Consider the following 22,298-nt stretch of genomic DNA (forward strand, 5'->3'; position numbering starts at 1 on the left):
AAAACGGTGGATGATACACGATAGGCCGCCGGCTTTCACCTGCGAAATTTGTGGATTCCCAGGTCGGTCAACCTTCGGCCGGCTCGCGCTTGCGCAGTTCCTCGACCAGCGGCGCCACCTCGGCATAGCTGCCGATCGCGGCCAAGCGGCCGGCGTCCATCAAGACAATCTTGTCGAACCCAGGCAGAACGTCCCAGTTATGAGTCACCGCGACCACTGTTTTCTGAAAATCGGTGGCGCACAATTTTTCGAACAGGCGAGCCGACAATACCGGGTCCAAGGCGCTGGACGGCTCGTCGAGCACAACGATTTGCGGGTCGTGGTACAACGCACGGGCGATCGATATACGCTGGGCTTCGCCGCCGGAAAGCGCCACGCCGTCTCCGCCCAGGACCGTAGCCATACCGCGCGGCAAATTGCCGACCACGTCGCCGGCCAATGCAAAATCGGCGACCTCACGGCAGCGCCGTAGATCGATGGCATCGGCCGGAATGCCGAACGCGATATTCTCGGCAACCGAGGCACCCAAGATCAGCGGCGCTTGCGGCGCGTAGCCGACCAATTCGGTCGCCCATGACAATCGTTGATCGGCAAGTTCGATCCCGTCGATCGCGATCGTTCCGCTTGCAGCCGGCACCAAACCCAGGATCAAATCGAGCATGGTGGTTTTGCCGCTCCCGGAAACACCGACAATCGCCACCTTTTCGCCAACAGCGATTTGCAACGACACGCCGGCAAGCGCCGGGCTATCGCTGCCCGGATAGGTATAGGCCACATTTTCGAAGACGATGCCCCGGCCGAAGTGCTCTATCCTGGTAACTCCCGCCGTCCGCGCCCTGGCTTCCGCCAGACATTGGCCGAGATATTCGACCGCAGCGGCATTGAATTTCAGAATACTCAGACTGGCGTAAACCTGCTGCAAATTCGGCAGCAGGCGATAGCCGGCGTAAGCGAACAAGGCGATGAACGGTACCAGCGAACGATATTCGCCGCCGCTCCAGGAACGGTAGATCGGCAAGGACAGCAACATCGAAAACGCCAGCAGTTCTATCAGGTATTTGGGGACCATCGGATACACCCTGGAAACCTGATCGGCATGATGGTACTCATCCAACCAGCCGCACACGCCGTCAACAAAGTAGTTCAGATTGCCGCGCACCAACACCTCCTTGGCGGAAGCGAACAGATCGGTGGCCGCGCGGGTGGCATTTCCGGTAGCGTGCAAAATCGCCTCGCCGGCTCCAGCCATTTTCTTTCGCAACACGCGAAAGAACAACGAGTACATGATGATCGCCGCCAACCCGAAAACCGCGGAAAACAAAGGCGAAACCAAAGCCAGCAGCACAACGACCAAGGCTACCTGAAAGGTTTTACTGACGATTAGGCACAACTGCAGAATGCCGCCCGAGACAGCCCGATCGATTTCTCTGACCACGTAATTGGCATGAATCGTAGGGTTCTGCGACCGCAAAAACGGCAAGCCCCTGGCGAAAAAGCTCAGCGATAATTCGCCGGCCAATCTGACACCCAACTGCGCCGAAAACCGGATCGACAACCACATCGACGCCAGGCCGAGCAGATTGCCGAACACGAACAAAAACAGTACGACCAGACCCACCACGTGTACCGGTATCTGCTCCAACGGTACGGGACTGACCAGCGCGAACAACTGGCCGGTCGAGGACTTGGTCAGTGCCGCAGGATCGGACAACAAGGCGACGAACGGCATGATCGAGGCTACGCCAAGCATCTCGAACACGCCCAACAACAGATACAACGCGACTAGGCCAAAAAACCGCCGATGCCAATCTTCCGGAATGATTCTGAAAACCAGCATCAAAAAGCGCATTTTTGCTCCTTAAAACGACAGCCCATCGGCTCGCTTCCGCGATTAGCGTTTAAAGATCAACGCTTGCCCGGTAGGCAACGGCAGCAGCGTGCCTTCCTTGCCTTTCAACCATTGCAGGATTAAATTGCGGGTATCTTCGTAACCGGCCCAGGCATAATCGTCGAACAACACCACCCCGCCCGAAACCATGCGCGGCCAAAAAAAGTCGAGCGCGGCAATGGTCGGCGTCGCGGAATTCAAATCGATATGTATCCACACAATCGCCTCGGGATTTTCCGATTGGGCAAACGATTCGGGGATATAACCCTTGTTGAAGCGAACCCTATCGCCAAACTTGGCCAGATTGGCCCGAGTCACATCGACATTCAGGTAGCCGTATTCCCCCTGATTGGCTTTCTCGCTATCCAACAGCAAATCCCCGCGCATCGCCTCCCAAGCATCGTACAAATAAGCGCCCCAATCGTTACCGCAGCCGGATGCGGCACTCAATGCAAAAAATGAAGTCAGACCGTCGCAAACTCCGCATTCGACAAAATTATGCGTCCCGCGCGGCGCGTATTTGGCGGCAAAAGTGGCGCTCCAGAAGACGATGTAATGCCGCCACATCAACGAATTCAACATGCTCAACCGTTCGGCCGGCTTGAATTGGGTCAGTTTGAATCCGTCGTTTTTAACCAGTTCGGTTAACTGGCCGCAGGTTTCGTTGAAAGCCTGTTCTATGTCGCCCAGATCGGTCGCACTGCCCCACGGCGTATGGGTAAAGGTCGACATACCCCAACCCTGAAAAGTCGGGGTAAAGCCGACGCGCAACAATCTCCGCAAGAGTGGTGCATCGGCAAAAAAGTTTTCCACTTTTTGCTTCGACCCCGGATAGTTTGTATACAGCCAATCCTTGAATTTGGTTTTTACGCTCATTTCAGACCTTTCTCAGTGTGTTTAATCTTTGACTCAAAATCATGCCGAGCCGGCGGCAAAACAAATAACCCACCGCAACCGGCGAGAACATCACACCCGGCCAACTGGCGGCCGCATACGCGGCATAGGCAAACCGGCTCTCCATTTGCAGGTGAACCGAGACGTACATTAGAAACAGCAGCAGATGGCGCCAACCCAAACTTGGCGAATGCGGAAAAGGCGATCGGCCGCCGACGAAATGTACGGTATTTTCGCTACTGGCGTTGCAAAAGCCGCCCGAGCTCAACAGGCCGAAAATAAAGGCGTAACTGACGAAATTATATTCAAGAAACGGCCAAGCCGCGGCTAGCTTCGGCGGTATCCGCCAAAAGCGCAACAACCCGGCCAATTTCCGGCCCAATGCGGTAGGAAACAGGCCGTAAAACACGGCGTCGGTGTCGAGACGAACGAAATTGGTCATCGCGGCCAGTCTGCCCAATGCCGTTTTCATTTCCTTCACCACTCGGTCATCGCCAGCTAAGTCGACATCGACTATCTCGCAACGGCCATAGGTCAAAGCCGCCCCGCTTTGTTCGGCTGTGGCCACTATATGTTCCAAATACTCCGCGCACCAATAATCGTCGTCGGCCAGCCAGATGAAATAACGGCCGGTGGCGGCATTCAAGGCCGCCCGGAAATTAAAAAACGCCCCTTGGTTGACCGGATGGAACAGGCACTTGATGCGCGGGTCGTTAGCGGCAAATTCTTCGATAATTTGCCTGACCAGCGGATCGGTACTGCCGTTGTCGCTAATGACAATTTCCACGTCGCGGTAGGTTTGCGAGGTCGCCGATTCGATGGCCCGTTTCAGCAACTCCGGCCGGTTATAAGAGACGATGCCAATGGAAACATTTGCCATCAACAAGCTCCTTGCCGGCTCGAAAATCTGCGGCCGCTGTTTTTGTCAGGGAATGGGCTGAATGTTATCGAGTGCATACGGAAAGACGATAGACGGCTGTTTGTTCGCAGGACAGGTTCCAGGACTCAGAAATCAATGGCATAGGCTGGCGGTCAAGCGATAGCACGGGAAAATATGCGAGGCAAATCCCTGTTTGAATTCGGCGATCCGCAGTTCCTTTTCGCTGGGCGGCGGCTGATCGCCGGGATAGGGCCGGGCGCCGATTTTGTACCAACGGACGCCGCGGCTTTTCATTTCTTCTATGGCCCGGTATTGCACGGCATGCCCCAAAGGTTTGTCGAATAGCGCCCTATCGTAGGCAGCCACCGCGTATACGGCTTCGTCGCGGGTCACCTGAAAAAAGCCGCCGCCGACCATGCGTTGCGCGCCGTCGCGCAGGTACACCAGAAACGCATCGCCGGACGCGACGGCTGCGTGCTGCAAGCGCCAACTGTCGTCGCTGCGCGTCACCCTGCCGGCGACCTCGCGATGCAGATTTTTGAATTCGTCCCAGACCCGATCGTCGCGGCCGTCAAGAACCGCAATCTGCCACAGTTTGGCACCCAACGACACCAACGGCCGGTAACTCTTGCGAAAGCCGGACTTAATCTCGGCAACGGAACGATGTAAATCGATAAACAATTCGTAGCTGCAGGTAACGGTGGCACCGCGGCACAAAGCCAAGTGCTGCCATTCGCTGACACTGGACTGATTTTCGAATGCAGCCAGCGACTGCCATTGGCCGATATCAAATTTCCTCGCCAGCGTATCGACGAAATCCAGGCAACTTTGCAACAGCTTTTTTCTGACGTTTGGCGTCAGCCCGGCAACGAACAGCGGCGGCAACAGCGCATCGCCGTTGCTACCGAGACGCACGCCATCGGCGGCGACAAAGCTCAACGGCCAGATACCGCAGGGATGCTTGTCCTGGTAAAGCACGAGGGATAGGTCGAATAGCGGTTGTCCGCTGCCGCGCCAATATGCCAACTGGTAGTCGATCATGGCCCTGCTATATGCCACCGGCAGATATTCGGCACGCACGGCCGCGTTACACCAATGGCCTGGATTTTCTGAATACGGCCGGGCCGGCAAATTCGCCGCCGCCAAAGCTTCATCGAGATCGAAAGGTAAACGATCCAACCAAGGTTGTTCGATTTCCGCCATTATTCAGCCGAGCAAATCCCAGGACATCGGCGTCCCCATTTTCACATCCCGGTTGACCTTGCGCCCCAGCAAGGTTTCGTAGTACTTGGGCGGCAATCCCAGACCGGGCCTGACGCAGCGCAAATTCTCGCTGGTCAAAACTTCGCCGGCAACGACGTCGCGGGCGATGTAAATCGAACGCCGAAATTGCAGCGATTTTTTTTCGGCGTCGGTTACGCCGTAGCTGATTTCGCCCAAGGCCTGCCAGGCGCGCTCGGTTTCGACCACCAATGCCGCCATTTCCGCGGGCTCCAGCGAAAATGCACTATCGACGCCGCCGTCGGCGCGACACAGCGTAAAGTGTTTTTCGATGACACTGGCGCCCAACGCCACGCTGGCCACCGCGACGCCGGTACCCATGGTATGGTCGGACAAACCCACTTCGCAGCCGAACAGTTCGCGCAGGTGCGGAATGGTGCGGATGTTGGTGTTCTTGGGCGTGGCGGGATAGGAACTGGTGCATTTCAACAACACGATGTCGTTGCAGCCGGCTGCGCGCGCGGCGCGCACCGTATCGTCCAGTTCGGCTACGCTGGCCATGCCGGTGGAAACGATCATCGGCTTGCCGGTTGCGGCCACTTTGCGTATCAACGGCAGATCGATATTTTCGAACGAGGCGATTTTGTAGCAAGGGACATCCAACGTCTCCAAAAAATCGACCGAGGTCGAATCGAATGGTGTCGAAAAACCGATCATCCCCAATTCACGGCAACGGTCGAAGATGGGCTTATGCCATTCCCAAGGCGTGTGAGCTTGCTGATAAAGTTTATAGAGTGACGTACCCTGCCATAACGACTTGTCGTCCGAAATAAAAAACTCGCCCTGATCCAAATCCAACGTCATGGTATCGGCTGTATAGGTTTGGATCTTCAGCGCGTGCGCACCGGAACGCGCCGCCGCTTCGACGATCTGCAATGCGCGCTCGAGCGACTGGTTATGGTTGCCGGACATTTCGGCAATCACGAAAGGTTGGTGGGAAGGCCCGATAGGCCTGTTTCCGATATGCATGGATCAATTCCTGATTTTCTTTTCGTAAGCGTACGATTTGCTTCGAAAACCGGCTTTGGAAAAGGCGGATACGGAAGGCAAATTATTCGCCATTATAATGGCCTCGACCGTTTGCACCCCAGGCCAATTATTCTCGACCCAAATACAGCCGGCTTCGATAAGGTGCACGCCTATGCCTTTGCCGTAATGACCAGGCACAAGGTATACGGATATCACCGAGCGTTCGCTGTCGCGATCGAAACGCAACACGCCCACCGCCTCGCCGTCGATCTCGCCGATCAGTACTCGGCGATCAGGATCCAATAGAACTTGGCTAAACCAATTTCGATGCCGCTCGAAGTCGATAGCCTGCGCATCCTGAGAATATTTTCGGGTCGATTCGGCATTGCGCCATTGATAAATCGGCTCGCAATCGCCAATTTCCGCCGGCCGTAATGCTAACCGGGCCTGAAGCAAATGCGACACCACCCGATTCGTCCCGAGACCATCGGCCACCTCCAAGCTACGTTGCGCAATACTCTCTATTAAGCCGACTGCGTTAACCGCAACCGATAATGCCGAAGCGACTAACTCTGTCGTTACCCGCTCGGATTGCCCCAGATACAGGATCGCACCCTGCCTGGCCATGGCTTCGCATCCCGGTTGCTGGTTAGCGGCCACGCTGACAACGATAGTCGGCAAGCCCAGACAACTACGTTCCCACATCGCGCCGCCGCCGGCTCCGACCGCCAGATCGGCATTTGCCATCAACTCCGCCATATTGCCGACTTGGCGATATAGGGTACACGCGGGCAATTGCTCGGATAATCCCAACAATTGCGGGTAATGCGAATTGGCGCTACCGACGACGACATCGACGACCAATTCCTCGCGAGCCAGACTCTTTAACGCCAGTAACACTTTTGCGGTTTCGTTGCCGGGATCGCCGCCGCCGAAAAAAACCAAAACGCGCTTGACCGCGCCGGACCTGATCCGCGCAGCATCCCTTAGTGCTTTAAATTCGGGACGCAGCAACGCATATTTGGGCCCGATCAACGTGACTGCAGTGGACGGCAGCAAACCGTCGTAGCGGGTTTTCCCGGTTAGGTCCTGCAGATTTTGGTCCAACAACAAGTCGCAATCGTGCCGCCGGTCCGCCAAATCATCGATCACCATGATGCGCCCGACCAACGGCCGTAACGTTGCTTCCCATTCCGCGTCGATCGCGTAATGGTCGACGATCAGCCAATCGGGAGCGCCAAACTGCCGTAAAACTGCAGCGGTTTGTTGGGCATCCTCGGTTTGCGTTGTTCCCAACCACGCGGCATGGGCAAGCCGGGTATCGGGAGCGGACGTCGATTCCGGCAACCGCAATAACAGATGGCCGGAAGCCTCGATCAGCGAAAACAGATTGCCCGGATGTTCACGACTGATAAAAGCGACTTCGGCGCCGCGCTCGTATAATGCATCGGCCAAAGTCAGGCAACGCATCACGTGGCCGCTGCCCATCTGCACCGAGGCGTCGGCGCGAATCGCGACTTTCAAACTCATCTGACCTTGAACAGCGGTTCCAGCGCCTGGCAACGCAGCATTTTCGGCAACGAACCTTCCTTGACGGCGGCAACCAGCAGCGGAATCACCGTATCGTAAGCCGAAAACAACTGATCCAGATCGCTATCGTTGTGGCTATAACTCATATTATGAGTACCGAAGGTTAAGATGCCGCGCTCCAACATTTCCTGCATGAACAAGGTTTTCAATTGCCAAGACGTATACGGTTCGGCATCCTTGATCAGCAAAAAGCTCCACACCGGATGGCCAGTAACACTGAGGAAATGCTCTGCACCGTGCGCAGTTATCACTGCATGCAGGCGCTGGATGATTTTTTCGCCTTGCCGGCGCATCGTCGCCACGACCGGTTCGCGCTGCAATTTCTGCATCGTCGCCAATGCCGCCGCCAACGACAAGGTTTCGCCGCCGAAGGTAAACGAGAAGAACACTTCTTCCATCAATTGCATCAAGTCCGCCCGCCCGGCGACGGCGGATACCGGATACCCGTTGGCCAAACCTTTGCCGAAGGTCGCCAAATCCGGCGTCACCCCGAAATATTCCTGCGCACCGCCGTTGGCGTAACGAAAGCCGGTAATGGTTTCGTCAAAAACCAACACCGCGCCGTGTTTGTGGGTTAATTCTTTAACATTTTCCAAAAACCCGTCCTGCGGCTCGACCACATTCATCGGCTCCAGAATCACCGCAGCGATCTGATCCGGCCATTGCTTGAACAGACTGTCCAACGAGGCGATTTCGTTATACATGAAGGCATGCGTCAAATCGCGGGTTGCTTGCGGTACGCCGCGGTTACGCAAGGTGGAACCGATATACCAATCCTGCCAGCCGTGGTAACCGCAAACCGCGACATGATCGCGACCGGTATGGGCGCGTGCCAGACGAATGGCGCCGGCCGTGGCGTCGGAACCGTTTTTGCCGAACCTGACTTGTTCCGCGCAAGGCACCAATTCGCAGATTTTTTCCGCGACCTGCATTTCTATCGGATGAGACAAGCTGAATATCACGCCGTCTTCCAACTGCGCCTTGACGGCTTCGGTGACGTCCGGATCGTTGTAGCCCAACGTGACGGCCGCCAAGCTGTTGATGAAATCGACGTACTCGTTGCCGTCGACGTCCCATACGTGGCTGCCGCGCCCGCGTTGGATGAAATACGGCGACACGCCGTGCGGGTATTGGGTTTTGCTTTTGCTAAAAGTTTGGGAACCGAGCGGGATGGTTTTTAACGCACGTTCCAATAGCGTTTCGGAGTTACGGTAACGTTCGGACATAAGGACGATTAACTCGCTGGGTTTGACGATTGCTGAGCATCGGCGGCAACAGATTTAAGATAACCTTCATTGCGTTGATGTTGCGTATTCCAATTGGCCAGTTCGGGCCGCTCGGCTAATAACTGCAGGATATCCGGCGTCGAAAAATCCGGATGCGCCGGGTACAAAGCGGCGTAAATCTGCGAGACCAATTCAAAATCTCGTGGCTCGTCGACAGTCCAGCGCAGATGCGACAAGTCTTCGCGATTGAAAAAATGGCCAAGATTGAAGCGTTCCGGCTGCTGGTGAATGAACGGCGTGACGTGTTCGCGTTGCGATGGCAGCTCGGCCTCGCGCCAAGCCTGTTCCAGGCAGGCAAAGCGGCAGATTTCGACATCCAAGCCGTCCGGGAAGGTCGGCTGTATGGCGTTACTGGCATAGTCGTAACCGCCGGCCAGATAAAATTCGATGACTTGGTCGATCAAACCGGGATCGGCCAACGGGCAATCCGCGGTCAGCCTCACCACGTGATCCGGGTGGTAACTCGCTGCCGCTTGATAAAACCGGTCCAGCACGTCTTGCAGATTGCCGCGAAAGCAGTCGACTGCATGTTGCTCGCATAAGCTTGCTATCGCATCGTCCGCCATCTCGCTGCTGGTAGCGACCAGTAGCCGGTCGATGTGACGGACTTTTTGCAGCCGTTCGATTTGCCTGAGCAACATCGGCTCTCCCAACAACGGCATCAACACCTTACCGGGCAAGCGGGACGACGACAGCCGAGCCTGTAATATCGCTAATATCATGATTTTCCTGGTTCCAGCCGCCACAAAGCCGGATTGACTATCGCTTCTGCGCCGATGGCGAACCCGGCAAACTCGCCGCAATCGAGCTCGACGTTGGCGGCGTCGCAGATATCGCGTAGTTGCTGCGCATTGTTCACGCCGCAAATGATTTGGTCGATTTCGGTCAAGCCGGACACGAACCCCACTGCGGCTTGTAGCGGCGTCAATCCTCGGGCGCGAACAAATGCGTGATAGGCTTCGAGAACATGCCGCACCGGAGCGAAATACGCCGGAATTTCCGACACATCCATCAGCAACAAGCCCTGCAAAAATACCGAGCGGGCATGCACCTCGACTCCGGCCGTTTTTAGTTTTTGCAAATGGCCGCTAACCAGCAAGCGCTGATCCAAAACACTGATCGGCAGTTGCACCAAATCGATATCAAACCGCTGCAGAATTTGGTCTATCTGCGCCGAGTCGTACACCGAAACCCCGATCTTGGCAACCAAGCCTTGCTGCTTCAAGCCGGTTAACGCAGCCATCAAACGTTCGCCGCCGGGCACGAACAGATCGTCCGCCCGATGAATCAATAAGCCGTATACCGAATCGCAGTTCAGCTTTGTTAACGACTCGTGGAAGACTTGTTGCAATCGTTCGGCATCATCGGCATCCAAAACCGGTTTGGCAAATTGCGGGGTTTTGGTCACGATATCGAACCCGGCCGCCGCCGGCAAACAATGGCCCAAGACCTGTTCGCTATCGCCGTACAGGGTGGCCGTATCCAGCACCCGAACCTTCAGCTCATCCGCCGCCGCCAGAATAGCGGCGACTTCGGCAGCTGGCGTTTTGCCGTCTTTATTCGAAACGCCGTAATCGACGCCGAATTGTACGGTACCCAAACCGATCTTCATTGCAATTGTCCACGCAACGCTGCGACGACGCGGTCTTGGTTGGCTTCGGTCAAGGTCGCATAGAGCGGCAGACTGATCGCGGCGCGGTAATAACCTTCAGCTTCCGGAAAGTCTCCGGGCTGGAAACCCAGCTGTCGGTAATACGGCTGCAAATGCACCGGGATGTAATGCACGTTGACGCCGATACCGGCTGCGCGTAGGCCTTCGAACACACTCAGTCTGCTGTAGGCAGAGACACCTTCCGGAATTCTGATCGGGTACAAATGCAACGCGGAATAATTGTCCGGGTGCTGCCAAGGAATCTCGACCGGTAACGCCGACAACAAACTGTCGTAACGCGCTGCTAGGCGCTGCCGGTTTGCCACGAATTCGTCCAGCCGCGATAGCTGGCTCAAACCCAGAGCGGCCTGGATATCCGTCATGCGGTAGTTGTAACCGAGCGCAATCTGTTGGTAATACCAGGGGCCATCGGCCTGGTGCGTCATTTGCGCCGGATCGCGGGTAATACCGTGGCTGCGCAGCAGGGCCAGCTTATCGGCCAACCCGGCATCGTTGGTCAGCGCCATACCGCCCTCGGCGGTCGTGATGATTTTGACCGGATGGAAACTGAATACGGTGATATCGGCATAGCGGCAATTGCCGATCGGCTGGTTCCGATATTTTCCGCCGATCGCGTGCGAAGCGTCTTCAATGATTTTGAAGCCGTATTTTTCGCCTAAGGCATGGATCGCCGCCATCTCGCAGGATTGCCCGCACAGATGCACCGGTATCACCACTTTGGGTAGCTTCCCGTCCCGTTCGGCCGCCTGCAGTTTCTGTTCCAATGCCGCGACGCTGAGGTTGTATGTACGCGGATCGATATCGACGAAATCGACCTTGGCACCGCAGTACAAGGCGCAATTGGCGCTGGCGACGAAAGTAATCGGGCTGGTCCAGACCACGTCGCCGGGCCCGACGCCCAACGCCAGGCAAGCGATATGCAGCGCCGACGTCGCACTATTCACGGCAATGGCATGGCGCGCGCCACAATATTCCGAAACCGCGGTTTCGAAAGCCGGGACTGCCGGCCCTTGCGTCAGAAAATCGGACTTTAAGACATCGATGACCGCCTGAATGTCGGCTTCGCTGATATCCTGGCGGCCGTAAGGAATGACTGCGGTCATATTTTGCCGACTTTATCGCGGTTCTGTTCCAGCCAGGCCTGCAACTCGACCACGCTCATCCATTCCGTATTGTTGTCCGAACAATAGATAAAATCCGGCGCCACCCGCACCCCCTGGTTGATGCGCTCGGGATCGGAACTCCAGTTATGAATCGCCGGCAGAATTTTGTAGTAGTCGTCGTACTCGTAGGTATAAGGCGCGTCTTCCAGCCCTATCATTTGCTCGTGCAATTTTTCGCCGGGGCGAATGCCGACGATTTCGTGCTGCGCATCGGGAGCCACCGCACGGGCGATATCGACGATATTCATCGACGGGATTTTCTTGACATAAATTTCGCCGCCGACCATGTCGTCGAAGGCGCGCCAGACCAGATCGACACCTTGTTCCAACGTGATCATGAAGCGCGTCATCCGGGCATCTGTGATCGGTAACACGCCTTTATGAGCGATGGATTGGAAAAACGGAATCACCGAACCGCGAGAGCCCATCACGTTGCCGTAACGCACCACGGCAAACCGGGTTTCGTTTTTGCCGGAGTACGAATTGCCGGCGACGAACAATTTGTCGGAAGCCAGTTTGGTCGCTCCGTACAGATTAGCCGGGCTGCTGGCTTTATCGGTAGACAAAGCGACCACTCGCTTCACGCCCTGATCGATACAGGCGTCGATCAGATTCATCGCGCCGATGATATTGGTCTTGACGCATTCGAATGGGTTGTATTCCGCAGTCGGCACGATTTTGGTTGCCGCGGCGTGTACGACGTATTCGATACCGTTCAACGCGCGGGCCAGACGGTCTTTATCGCGCACGTCGCCGATGAAAAAGCGGACGCGCGGATCGTCGCCGTACAACTTCGCCATTTCCCACTGCTTCATCTCGTCGCGGGAGAAAATCACCAGGCGGCGCGGATTGTATTTGGCCAAAGTCAACGGCACGAAGGTGTGGCCGAAGGAACCGGTACCACCGGTAATCAGTATGGTTTTGTCGTGAAGCATATTAATCAAGAAAGAATTTTATAGCGCCGGCCGTCGAGCGGGTTCAAGCAAACAGTTCAGCCTCGTCCAACGACACGCCGGCTTGGTCTTTTCCGGAGAGAACCGGTTCGCCGGCATAAGGCCAATTGACTTGCAGACTCTCGTCGTTCCAGGCAATACAGCGCTCGTGCTGCGGCGCATAGTAATTCGTGGTTTTGTAGAGAAATTCCGCAGTATCGGACAGCGTCACGAAACCGTGGGCGAAGCCTTCCGGTATCCACATTTGCCGCTTGTTATCGGCCGACAATATTTCGCCGACCCATTGGCCGAAAGTTGGCGAGCTTTTGCGAATGTCCACCGCGACGTCGAATACTTCGCCCTGTACAACCCGGACCAGCTTGCCTTGGGCCATCGGCGGCATTTGGTAATGCAAGCCGCGTAACACGCCTTTTTGCGATTTCGAGTGGTTATCCTGCACAAAGTTGACTTCGACGCCGGTCAATTCCCTGAACAATTTTTCGTTGAAACTTTCGAAAAAAAAGCCGCGCTCGTCGCCGAACACTTTAGGGGTGAATAATACGACATCGGGAATGGAAAGACGGCTGGCTTGCATGGCTTACCTAAAATCTAAACGAAAGTGACTGCGGCTGAGCGATAGCAATTTAACGCAAGTCGCAAAACGGCTAGCCTCTATGCCACAGGATATATGAACACCAAATTTATTCGGATTTGATGTCAGTTTTGTGGGCGACCAAAAATCGCATGCGACCAGTTCGGCCAATCAAAATACTTGCTTATTCAACAATGTTAACAAATATTGACCGTAACCGTTCTTTGCCAGCGGTTTGGCCAATTTTTCGATCTGCTCGTCGCCGATCCAGCCGCTACGCCAGGCAATTTCCTCCGGGCAGGAAATTTTCAGCCCCTGGCGAGACTCGATGGTCTCGATGAAGTTGCTGGCTTCGATCAGACTGGAGTGGGTACCGGTATCCAGCCAAGCATAGCCACGGCCCATGATCTCAACGCTAAGTTGTTGACGCTCAAGATAGATCCGGTTGACGTCGGTAATTTCCAACTCGCCGCGCGGCGAAGGTTGCAAATTGGCGGCGATATCGACCACTTGGTTATCGTAAAAATACAAGCCGGTCACGGCGTAATGGCTCTTCGGCTGGGCCGGCTTTTCCTCCAGCGACAAGGCCCTGCCCTCCGCGTCGAAGCTGACCACGCCGTAACGCTCAGGGTCCTGTACGTGGTAGGCGAAAACCGTCGCGCCCGAGCTGCGGTCGTTTGCTGTCCGTAATTGCTGGTACAAATCGTGGCCGTAGAAAATATTGTCGCCCAACACCAAGGCGCTGGGTTCGGCTCCGACAAAATCGCGACCGATGATGAACGCCTGCGCCAAGCCGTCCGGGCTGGGTTGCACCGCATACTGCAAATTCAACCCCCAATCACTGCCGTCGCCGAGCAACTGTTGAAACAAGGGCGTATCCTGCGGCGTGGAAATGATCAGAATGTCGCGAATGCCGGCCAGCATCAAGGTGCTGAGCGGGTAATAAATCATCGGCTTGTCGTAAATCGGCAGCAATTGCTTGGAAACCGCTTTGGTGACCGGGTACAAGCGGGTACCGGAACCGCCTGCCAGAATAATGCCTTTACGTTGACTCATGGTTACCTTCCATACAACTCGGACAACATGCGCTCGACCCCTGCCTGCCATGGCGGCAAGCGCAAATCGAATGCGGCCTGCAATTTCTCGGTATTCAAGCGCGAATTCAACGGCCGTTTGGCCGGTGTCTGATAGGCGCTGGTCGGGATCGCGGTGACCGCCTGCTTCGGCGTATTCAACGCGACGCCGGCTTGGCGGGCGAAATCCAGCGCAAAATGGGCGTATTCGTACCAAGAAGTCTCGCCGGCCGCCGTCAGATGATAGATCCCGGCGACATCCGGCGTGCGCAATCCGGCGCGGATGGCGTGAGCCGCGACGTCGGCCAACAACTCGGCCCCGGTCGGCGCGCCGATCTGGTCGTCGATCACCGACAACTGCTGCCGCTCCTGCGCCAGCCGCAACATGGTCTTGGCAAAATTGTTCCCGCGCGCGGCGTACACCCAACTGGTGCGAAAGATCAAATGCCGGCAGCCGCTGGCTTGAATCGCACGTTCGCCGGCCAATTTAGTCTGGCCGTAGACATTTAGCGGCCCGGTCGCATCATCTTCCCGCCAAGCTTGATTGCCGCTGCCATTAAAAACGTAGTCGGTGGAATAATGCAGCAACCAAGCGCCGCATTCCGCCGCTGTGTCCGCCATCGCCCGCGGCGCCGCGCAATTGATGGTATTGGCCAGCTCGATTTCGGTTTCGGCCTTATCGACCGCCGTGTAAGCGGCCGCGTTGACGATTACATTGGGGCGTAGAGCCCGTATTGTAGCCGCGATGCCTTCCGGATTGCTCAAGTCACCGCAGTGCTGCCGATCCTGGCGATCCAAGGCCAGCAATTCGCCTAGCGGCGCCAGACTGCGCTGCAGTTCCCAGCCGACCTGGCCGTTCTTGCCGAACAGTAAAATCTTCACCCGGCCCGTCCCGAGTAGTTTTTATCCAGCCAGGCCTGGTAATCGCCGGACAAGACATTTTTGACCCAGGCCTGGTTGTCCAGGTACCACTGCACGGTTTTGCGTATCCCGGTTTCGAAAGTTTCCGCCGGTTTCCAGCCCAATTCCCGCTCCAGTTTGGTCGCATCGATCGCATAGCGGCGGTCGTGGCCGGGCCGGTCTTTGACATAGGTAATTTGCTCGGCATACGACTTGCCGTCCGCACGCGGCTGCAGTTCGTCGAGTATCGCGCACAGCGTATTTACCACATCCAGATTAGCCTTTTCGTTCCAGCCGCCGACGTTGTAGACCTCGCCCAGCTTGCCGGCAGCCAATACCCGTCGAATAGCGCTGCAATGGTCTTTGACGTACAACCAGTCGCGGATTTGCTGGCCGTCGCCGTAAATCGGCAGCGGCTTGCCGGACAACGCGTTTTGGATGCAGAGCGGGATCAACTTTTCCGGGAAATGGTAGGGGCCGTAATTGTTCGAACAATTGGTAGTCAGCACCGGCAAACCGTAAGTATGGTGGTAAGCGCGAACCAGATGGTCGCTGGCGGCCTTGCTGGCAGAATACGGGCTGTTGGGCTGGTATTGGTTGGTTTCGGCGAACGGTGGATCGGTTTTTTCCAGCGACCCGTAAACTTCGTCGGTAGAGACATGCAGAAAGCGGAACGCCTGTTGCTCGGCGGATTGCAGATTGTTCCAATATTCCCTGGCCGCTTCCAGCAAACGAAAACTGCCGACGATATTGGTCTGGATAAAATCTTCCGGGCCATGTATCGAACGATCGACATGGGACTCGGCGGCGAAATTGACCACGGCGCGCACTTGGTGCTGCTTCAGCAAGCCCAGCACCAACTCGTAATCGCCGATATCGCCGTGCACGAACACGTGGCGGGCATCGGCTTGCAGCGCGGCCAGATTTTGCGGGTTGCCGGCATAGGTCAGCTTATCCAGATTGACGACGGTTTCGTCGCTCTGCGCCAGCCAATCCAGAACGAAATTGCTGCCGATAAAGCCGGCGCCGCCGGTAACTAAAATGCTCATATGCAACGGATATTATTGTTGTGTGTTCCTGGCGGTCTTCATCCCTCTACGCCGCCGCGGCGTTTATTGTAACTTAGTAACGGCCAAATCAAGGCAAAAACAGCCGAAACCGGGCTCCGCCCAGCCGGCTGGCATTGTCGATCTTGACGTAACCGCAGCGGCCGGCGTTTTTGTGCAACCCGGCGATCACCGACACGAAATACAGGCCCAGACCGGTATTGCCGTTGACCCAATCCAGCTCGGCGGCGTTGGTCAAATCGGCCTGCAGAAAATGCGGCGGATAACCGGCGCCGTCGTCCTCGATCGCGATCTGCAAATAGTCGCCGTCCTGCTCGGCCGACACCAACACCGTCTGCCGAGTATAGCGTAAGGCGTTATTCAACACCGCCGCCAAGGCATTGGCGATATTGTCGAAATCGCAATAGGCTTGCAACTCGTCGGTGCAATCCAGCCGCAGCTCGACCTCGTGCAAGGTAGACAGCCGCGCTTGCTGATCCACCGCTTCCTGCAGCAAATCGAGCACCGCACATTGGTCGATGTCCAAACTGAATTTCTGAGCCCCAACCTTATATAACACGAGCAGTTGCATCAGACTATGGTTAATGCGCACCGCCTCGAATTCCAGCAGTCCCAAATCGCCGGCTTCGGTTTGGCGTTTGGCGGAGAACTGGCGGATCAACTCCAGCAAGGTGCCCAACGAATTTTTGATGTCGTGCACTGTGAATGCCAACAGCGTCGGAAACAGCGCATCGCGCTCCAAGCGGCCGGACACAGCTAGACCTTGGCAACGGCGGCGCGCTGCAATTTGCCGAATTCCAGTTGCAACACGCCCAGTTTGTGCTGCTCCACGCCCAGTAACTTGGCTTTCTTGAGTAGCGTTTTGGCGCGACGCTCCTTATCTTCGTCGAACGGATTTACTTTCAAGTCGTGAATAATAATTTTCAGCATGTTTAAGATGATGGTCTTGTTTTCCGGCATCGCCGAAAATGCCTGCTCGAACAAATCCAGCGCTTCATTGAATTTACCCTGCTTGTATAGCGCCACACCTTTATTGTTGGTGGCAACCAAAACTTGTTTGGTTTTTTGAATCAGGACTTCCGAGTGGTTATGCATGCCGATCCCGCTTTGCATGGCGCGCAAATTGTTCAGAAATGGCTCGTCGTCGATATGGTTATGAATCAATCCGTGCAGGATGGCCTCGGCTTTGCCGATCTGCTCGTTCAAAAAGCACGAACGCGCCACCTCCAACTGCAACTCGCGCGGCGCTTTGCTACCCAAGCGAGCGCAAAGCTCCAAAGCTTTATCCAAAGCCTGCTGCGCCGCGTCCTCGTCGCCCTGCGCCCGGAACAGATCGGCCTCCAAGGTCGCCGCCCGTAGTTCGGCCTCCGGCAGGTTGCCGTATTCCTGGCGCATTTCATTCAGTGTCTTTAAAGCCTCCTCGCCGGCATTGGTCTTGGCGTATAACTTAGCCAGACCGGCGTAGTCGCTACAGGAGCCGTGAACCGAATGCTTACCCAGTTTGACTGCCGCCTTATAAGCTTTTTCGGCCGCTTCCAGATTGCCGTTTTTATCGGCCGTCTCGGCAAACTTCTTCTGCCGCAGGATCGATTGGGGCGACAATTCCAAAGCCTGCGCCAACACTTGTTCAACCTCCTGATGCCGTTCCAGCGCTTCGTAGGCTCGGGTCAGCCAGTCGTACCCCTCCATCAGCATCGGGTTGTCCGCCACCAGGCTCTGCAGGCCGGCGATGGCTTGCTCGATATCGTTGGTTTGAAAGTCGATCACGGCCAGGCCCAGACGCGCCCAAGGCAAATCCCGATGCTGCAATACTTCACCGTAAATCTGCCGCGCGGTTTCGAAATCGCCGGCAGAGGTTGCCAACTCGGCGCGCATTTTCAGCAGATGCAGGCGCATCGTCCCGTCGCCACTTTCCAGTAAGGTGTCGCAGTGCCGGATCGCCTGCGCCAAATCGCCTTTCGCCATCGCCTTTTCGATCGCAGCCAAATACTCGCGGCGCGCAAAGTGCCGATGCAAGCGGCTGATCAATTGCTGGGCATTGAACGGCTTGGTCAGGTACTCGTCCGGCTTGCTGTCCATTGCGCCCAGCACGGCGCCGGTGGATTGTTCGGAACTGATTAAAATGAAAATGCTGCGGTAATCGATCAATTTGCGATGCCGCGCTTCCTCCAACACTTGCTGACCGTTCTTGCCCGGCCCCAGGTTGTAGTCGCACAACACGATCTCGAACGTGGTTTTCGCCATGGCGTTGACGGCGGCCACACCGCTGTCGGCCTCGACGATCGCATCGGCATTCAAGCCGTACAACATGTCGCGTATCGACTTACGAATCACCGGCTTGTCTTCGACAATCAGAATCGGCTTAGCGGCTAAACTCAATTTCATAAGCGAGATTCAACTAACGAGACCATAAAACCCGCTTGCCCCGACTGCCGCGACCGCGGCCTTGAAAAATTTAACGGTCATCCCCAACTTGCCCAAGTCCACTTTACAACCAAAAGAGTATAGACATGACTGTTGAGGCAAACAAACAAACCCTAGGTTTTCAAACCGAAGTCAAACATTTGCTGCACTTGATGATTCACTCCTTGTACAGCAACAAGGAAATCTTTTTGCGCGAGCTGATCTCCAACGGTTCCGACGCCGCCGACAAACTGCGCTTCGAAGCCCTGGCCAACGACAGCTTGTACGAAGGCGACAGCGAGCTGAAAATCCGCGTCGATTTCGACGAAGCCAAAAAGACCATCACCATCACCGATAACGGCATCGGCATGAGCCGCGAGGAAGTGCAGGACCACATCGGCACTATTGCCAAATCCGGCACCAAACAATTCTTCGAACGCCTGACCGGCGACCAAGCGAAGGACAGCGAACTGATCGGCCAGTTCGGCGTCGGCTTTTACTCGGCCTTCATCGTCGCCGACAAAGTGACATTGACCACCCGCAAGGCCGGCGCGCCGGTTAGCGAAGGCGTGCGCTGGGAATCCGATGGCCTGGGCGAATACAGCATCGAATCGGTCGACAAAGCCAGCCGCGGCACCGAAATCGTACTGCATCTGAAAGAAGGCGAAGATGAGTTCTTGAGCGCCTGGAAACTGCGCTCCATCATCAAGAAGTACTCGGACCACATTTCCCTGCCCATCATCATGAGCCAGGAAATCCCGGCTGAGAAAGACGATGACGGAAACGAAACCGCACCGGCCCGTATCGAAGACGAAACCGTCAACAGCGCGTCGGCCTTGTGGACCAAATCCAAGGACGACATCACCGAGGAACAATATAACGAGTTCTACAAACACGTCGGCCACGACTTCCAGGACCCGCTGGCCCACGTCCACAGCAAGGTAGAAGGCACCAACGAATACACCTTGTTACTATACGTGCCAGGCCGCGCCCCCTTCGACTTGTGGGATCGCGACGCCAAACACGGCGTCAAGCTGTACATCAAAAAAGTGTTCATCACCGACGACGCCGAACAATTGATGCCTCGCTACCTGCGCTTCATCCGCGGCGTGATCGATACCGATAGCCTGCCATTAAACGTATCGCGCGAGATCCTGCAACAAAGCAAACAGATCAGCACCATCAAGGGCGGCGCCGTGAAAAAGGTATTGGGCCTGCTGGAAGATCTGGCCGAGAACGACGCGGAGAAATACCAAAAATTCTGGGAGCAGTTCGGTAACGTCATTAAGGAAGGCCCGATCGAAGACCACAAAAACAAGGACCGCGTCGCCGGCCTGCTGCGCTTCTCGTCCACCCATACCGACGACAAAACCCAAAACGTGTCGTTAGCCGACTACGTCAGCCGGATGAAGGAAGGTCAGGAAAAAATCTACTTCATCACCGCCGACAGCTTCGCCGCCGCCAAAAGCAGCCCGCATTTGGAAGTGTTCCGCAAGAAAGGCATCGAAGTGTTATTGCTCACCGATCGTATCGACGAATGGCTGGTGTCCAGCCTGACCGAGTTCGACGGCAAGCACATGCAATCGATTGCCAAGGGCGAGCTGGACCTGGACAAATTCGACACCGAAGAAGAGAAAAAACACCAGGAAGAAGTCAGCAAGGACTTCGAATCGGTGGTCAAGCAAATCCAGGACGTACTGACCGACAAAGTCAGCGAAGTCAAAATCAGCCACCGTCTGACCGACTCCCCGGCTTGTTTGGTGACCGGCGCTTACGACATGAGCCTGCACATGGAACGGCTCATGAAGGAAGCCGGCCACGCCGGCGGCATGTTCGGCGTGGGCGGCAACAGCAAACCGATCTTCGAAATCAACCCGGACCACGCCATCGTCCAGGCCCTGAAAAACGAGCAGGACGACGCACGCTTTGCCGACATCAGCCATATTTTGTTCGACCAAGCCATCCTCAGCGAAGGCGGCCAGTTGGACGATCCGGCGGCGTTTGTGCATAAGTTGAATGGGTTGTTGCAGGGATTGTTGAAATAACCTGATTCGATTTGGAAAAGGCCGGGAAACCGGCCTTTTTTTCTAAAATTTTAAATCAAATTATTGATGGGGTGCTCGATGTATGGCTTGAAATTGGAAATCGTTGAATATTTCGACTCAATATCATTTCCTCCCCATATAGACCCGGCGCATTGAATGCAAAGGCGGGCAAGAGGCCCAAGAGGTGCCGATAACTTGAATCGGCAAGGCAGCAATGGAGGACATGGATATGTTCAGCCTGAAGACGCCAAAGATCGAGTTGAAAATCGACCTTGCAAAAGCAAGTAAAGCCGCTTTTTATCTGGCTTTGCTACTTGAACACTGGCCAAATAAGTAAACCCGACGCCCGGCGGTCAGTATGGCTGCCGGGTCTTTTTTCTCCCGTTCCCACTTGGGAACTTTAGTCCGCGTAGCTCCGATTAGCGAAGCGTAATCGGAGGAATGCAAATCCCCCAGACAGATTCGAATATCACGTATTGTTTCCGCTATCGCGAAGCCTATTTGAATGTCGGTTCTCGGACCGACAGCCGAGATACTTTTCTTTGCTTGTCCAAAGAAAAGTATCCAAAAGAAACGACACCCCATGCTGCTTGAATCCTGCGCTCCTCCGGGTTTGTCGAGGGTTTTCGGAAGGGCTGTCCTAGCCCTCCGAAAACGAGCGGCATCCCTGCCGCTCCCCTGCGGGCAACTTCTCGCCAAACCCTCCGGTGCTCGGCGCGGCATCAGGGGAAAAACTCGCAGCCCGCGTCGCTCCGATTAGCGAAGCGTAATCGGAGGAATGCAAATCCCCAGACAAATTCGAATATCACATATTGTTTCGGCTATCGCGGACCCTATTTCAACGTCGGTTCTCGGACCGACAGCAGAGACACTTTCGCTACAAAACGAGCCACATCCCGGCCGCTCCCCTGCGGGTATTTTCTCGCCATTCTCTCCGGTGCCGGGCGCGGCAGCAGGGAAGAAAATCCGCACCAGTCCTCCCCCAAGACCACAATCGCTCTGTGGAACGGGGGCAATGCAAAAATATTTTGGTATCGAATCGATGTTTTATTACAATCTTGCCGAATCCGTTGCGACATTTCTCCCCCCAAGGGAATGTCGGCGGATTTTCCGCTGATGGCGGGCTTTGCGCCTGCCATCACGGTCGAGTAAACTGCGGCGGCTGGCGGAGCTGCCGGCAATGGAAACGATGCTGTATCACTGTTTAAAGAGGCACTGGCATGATTAGGCAACATCTGGATTTAATAGCCGTGGCCGGCGTCGGAGCCGGTTTGGCAATGTACGACATGACGATAGACCTGGTTTTCAGCGTCGCCCACTTCCTGTTCGAAATGCTGCACCTGGCATTCGAATGGTTCGAGCTTGGCATCGAACATGCCGTGGAGCATACTTTTCACACCACCCGCCACGGCAGCCAGATCATCACCTTTTACATCTTGTTGGCACTTGGCGGTTCGGCGCTTTACGCGCTGTGGAAAGCATTGCCACGAATACAGCGCCGGCTAAAGCAGGCACTGATGAATGCCTGGGTGCGGCGAAAAACCGAGTGCGAGCTTTATTGGCAATCGCTGACTTTGCAAAACAAACTCGGCTTGCTGTCCACGTTGCTGGGTGCGGTTTACCTGAGTACGTTTTTCGTGATGTGACGGCTTCCGGGCGGCCG

General features: G+C 55.7%; 19 protein-coding genes. 2 read left to right on the plus strand and 17 right to left on the minus strand.

What is annotated here, in order from left to right; all coding sequences use genetic code 11:
* Window positions 1-67: 67 nt before the first annotated feature.
* The 17 genes from ACH518_RS18445 to ACH518_RS18525 form a co-directional block, all read right to left on the minus strand.
* Entirely contained in the window at window positions 68-1,849 is a 1,782-nt protein-coding gene (locus ACH518_RS18445) for an ATP-binding cassette domain-containing protein (protein WP_445371138.1), read from the minus strand.
* A gap of 42 nt (window positions 1,850-1,891) precedes the next feature.
* Window positions 1,892-2,764, minus strand: a complete 873-nt coding sequence (locus ACH518_RS18450) for a class I SAM-dependent methyltransferase (protein WP_140911364.1) — start codon at window positions 2,762-2,764, stop codon at window positions 1,892-1,894.
* Between the two features lies 1 nt (window position 2,765).
* Window positions 2,766-3,662 carry a glycosyltransferase family 2 protein gene (locus ACH518_RS18455; RefSeq protein WP_445371139.1) on the minus strand — a complete coding sequence of 299 codons (897 nt, stop codon included), beginning with the start codon at window positions 3,660-3,662 and terminating at the stop codon, window positions 2,766-2,768.
* 132 nt (window positions 3,663-3,794) lie between these two features.
* On the minus strand, window positions 3,795-4,865 hold the full coding sequence (locus ACH518_RS18460; RefSeq protein WP_445371140.1) for a FemAB family protein: 1,071 nt from the start codon (window positions 4,863-4,865) through the stop codon (window positions 3,795-3,797).
* Window positions 4,866-4,868: 3 nt separating this feature from the next.
* Window positions 4,869-5,912, minus strand: coding sequence for a pseudaminic acid synthase (gene pseI / locus ACH518_RS18465; RefSeq protein ID WP_445371141.1), 1,044 nt, complete (start codon window positions 5,910-5,912; stop codon window positions 4,869-4,871).
* Between the two features lie 3 nt (window positions 5,913-5,915).
* The gene (gene pseG / locus ACH518_RS18470) at window positions 5,916-7,442 is read right to left on the minus strand and encodes a UDP-2,4-diacetamido-2,4,6-trideoxy-beta-L-altropyranose hydrolase (protein ID WP_445371142.1); all 1,527 of its coding nucleotides are present in this window, start codon (window positions 7,440-7,442) and stop codon (window positions 5,916-5,918) included.
* Window positions 7,439-8,728, minus strand: a complete 1,290-nt coding sequence (locus ACH518_RS18475; RefSeq protein WP_445371143.1) for an aminotransferase class III-fold pyridoxal phosphate-dependent enzyme — start codon at window positions 8,726-8,728, stop codon at window positions 7,439-7,441. Before ACH518_RS18475 ends, pseG begins: the two co-directional genes overlap by 4 nt.
* Window positions 8,729-8,736: 8 nt before the next feature.
* A complete protein-coding gene (locus ACH518_RS18480; protein WP_445371144.1) occupies window positions 8,737-9,510 on the minus strand; it encodes a cytidylyltransferase domain-containing protein in 774 nt (257 codons plus the stop codon).
* The gene (locus ACH518_RS18485; protein ID WP_445371145.1) at window positions 9,507-10,400 is read right to left on the minus strand and encodes an aldo/keto reductase; all 894 of its coding nucleotides are present in this window, start codon (window positions 10,398-10,400) and stop codon (window positions 9,507-9,509) included. The genes ACH518_RS18480 and ACH518_RS18485 overlap by 4 nt, the downstream gene beginning before the upstream one ends.
* Window positions 10,397-11,563 (minus strand): UDP-4-amino-4,6-dideoxy-N-acetyl-beta-L-altrosamine transaminase, encoded by a 1,167-nt coding sequence (pseC, locus tag ACH518_RS18490; protein WP_445371146.1) that lies wholly within the window; start codon window positions 11,561-11,563, stop codon window positions 10,397-10,399. Before pseC ends, ACH518_RS18485 begins: the two co-directional genes overlap by 4 nt.
* Entirely contained in the window at window positions 11,560-12,558 is a 999-nt protein-coding gene (gene pseB / locus ACH518_RS18495; RefSeq protein WP_445371147.1) for a UDP-N-acetylglucosamine 4,6-dehydratase (inverting), read from the minus strand. Before pseB ends, pseC begins: the two co-directional genes overlap by 4 nt.
* Before the next feature lie 43 nt (window positions 12,559-12,601).
* Window positions 12,602-13,150 (minus strand): dTDP-4-dehydrorhamnose 3,5-epimerase, encoded by a 549-nt coding sequence (gene rfbC, locus ACH518_RS18500; protein ID WP_445371148.1) that lies wholly within the window; start codon window positions 13,148-13,150, stop codon window positions 12,602-12,604.
* Window positions 13,151-13,318: 168 nt separating this feature from the next.
* On the minus strand, window positions 13,319-14,203 hold the full coding sequence (gene rfbA, locus ACH518_RS18505) for a glucose-1-phosphate thymidylyltransferase RfbA (RefSeq protein WP_445371149.1): 885 nt from the start codon (window positions 14,201-14,203) through the stop codon (window positions 13,319-13,321).
* A 2-nt stretch (window positions 14,204-14,205) separates the two neighbouring features.
* A complete protein-coding gene (rfbD, locus tag ACH518_RS18510; RefSeq protein ID WP_445371150.1) occupies window positions 14,206-15,102 on the minus strand; it encodes a dTDP-4-dehydrorhamnose reductase in 897 nt (298 codons plus the stop codon).
* Window positions 15,099-16,169 (minus strand): dTDP-glucose 4,6-dehydratase, encoded by a 1,071-nt coding sequence (gene rfbB, locus ACH518_RS18515; protein ID WP_445371151.1) that lies wholly within the window; start codon window positions 16,167-16,169, stop codon window positions 15,099-15,101. Before rfbB ends, rfbD begins: the two co-directional genes overlap by 4 nt.
* Before the next feature lie 88 nt (window positions 16,170-16,257).
* Window positions 16,258-16,941 carry a sensor histidine kinase gene (locus ACH518_RS18520; protein ID WP_445371152.1) on the minus strand — a complete coding sequence of 228 codons (684 nt, stop codon included), beginning with the start codon at window positions 16,939-16,941 and terminating at the stop codon, window positions 16,258-16,260.
* A gap of 2 nt (window positions 16,942-16,943) precedes the next feature.
* Entirely contained in the window at window positions 16,944-18,572 is a 1,629-nt protein-coding gene (locus ACH518_RS18525) for a tetratricopeptide repeat protein (RefSeq protein ID WP_445371153.1), read from the minus strand.
* A 125-nt stretch (window positions 18,573-18,697) separates the two neighbouring features.
* On the opposite strand from ACH518_RS18525, the gene htpG reads away from it, so the two are divergent.
* Together htpG and ACH518_RS18535 are read left to right on the plus strand one after the other, a co-directional pair.
* Window positions 18,698-20,635 carry a molecular chaperone HtpG gene (gene htpG, locus ACH518_RS18530; RefSeq protein WP_445371154.1) on the plus strand — a complete coding sequence of 646 codons (1,938 nt, stop codon included), beginning with the start codon at window positions 18,698-18,700 and terminating at the stop codon, window positions 20,633-20,635.
* 1,220 nt (window positions 20,636-21,855) lie between these two features.
* The gene (locus ACH518_RS18535) at window positions 21,856-22,281 is read left to right on the plus strand and encodes a hypothetical protein (protein WP_445371155.1); all 426 of its coding nucleotides are present in this window, start codon (window positions 21,856-21,858) and stop codon (window positions 22,279-22,281) included.
* The last annotated feature ends 17 nt before the right edge of the window (window positions 22,282-22,298 follow it).

Source organism: Methylomonas sp. HW2-6, assembly GCF_052474525.1.

Coding starts and splice junctions, on each gene's coding strand:
- htpG (WP_445371154.1), top strand. CDS start 18,698: ATGACTGTTGAGGCAAACAAACAAACCCTAGGTTTTCAAACCGAAGTC.
- ACH518_RS18525 (WP_445371153.1), bottom strand. CDS start 18,572: ATGAAATTGAGTTTAGCCGCTAAGCCGATTCTGATTGTCGAAGACAAG.
- ACH518_RS18485 (WP_445371145.1), bottom strand. CDS start 10,400: ATGAAGATCGGTTTGGGTACCGTACAATTCGGCGTCGATTACGGCGTT.
- ACH518_RS18455 (WP_445371139.1), bottom strand. CDS start 3,662: ATGGCAAATGTTTCCATTGGCATCGTCTCTTATAACCGGCCGGAGTTG.
- ACH518_RS18480 (WP_445371144.1), bottom strand. CDS start 9,510: ATGATATTAGCGATATTACAGGCTCGGCTGTCGTCGTCCCGCTTGCCC.
- pseB (WP_445371147.1), bottom strand. CDS start 12,558: ATGCTTCACGACAAAACCATACTGATTACCGGTGGTACCGGTTCCTTC.
- pseC (WP_445371146.1), bottom strand. CDS start 11,563: ATGACCGCAGTCATTCCTTACGGCCGCCAGGATATCAGCGAAGCCGAC.
- ACH518_RS18535 (WP_445371155.1), top strand. CDS start 21,856: ATGATTAGGCAACATCTGGATTTAATAGCCGTGGCCGGCGTCGGAGCC.
- ACH518_RS18475 (WP_445371143.1), bottom strand. CDS start 8,728: ATGTCCGAACGTTACCGTAACTCCGAAACGCTATTGGAACGTGCGTTA.
- rfbC (WP_445371148.1), bottom strand. CDS start 13,150: ATGCAAGCCAGCCGTCTTTCCATTCCCGATGTCGTATTATTCACCCCT.
- rfbA (WP_445371149.1), bottom strand. CDS start 14,203: ATGAGTCAACGTAAAGGCATTATTCTGGCAGGCGGTTCCGGTACCCGC.
- ACH518_RS18445 (WP_445371138.1), bottom strand. CDS start 1,849: ATGCGCTTTTTGATGCTGGTTTTCAGAATCATTCCGGAAGATTGGCAT.
- ACH518_RS18460 (WP_445371140.1), bottom strand. CDS start 4,865: ATGGCGGAAATCGAACAACCTTGGTTGGATCGTTTACCTTTCGATCTC.
- pseG (WP_445371142.1), bottom strand. CDS start 7,442: ATGAGTTTGAAAGTCGCGATTCGCGCCGACGCCTCGGTGCAGATGGGC.
- pseI (WP_445371141.1), bottom strand. CDS start 5,912: ATGCATATCGGAAACAGGCCTATCGGGCCTTCCCACCAACCTTTCGTG.
- ACH518_RS18450 (WP_140911364.1), bottom strand. CDS start 2,764: ATGAGCGTAAAAACCAAATTCAAGGATTGGCTGTATACAAACTATCCG.
- rfbB (WP_445371151.1), bottom strand. CDS start 16,169: ATGAGCATTTTAGTTACCGGCGGCGCCGGCTTTATCGGCAGCAATTTC.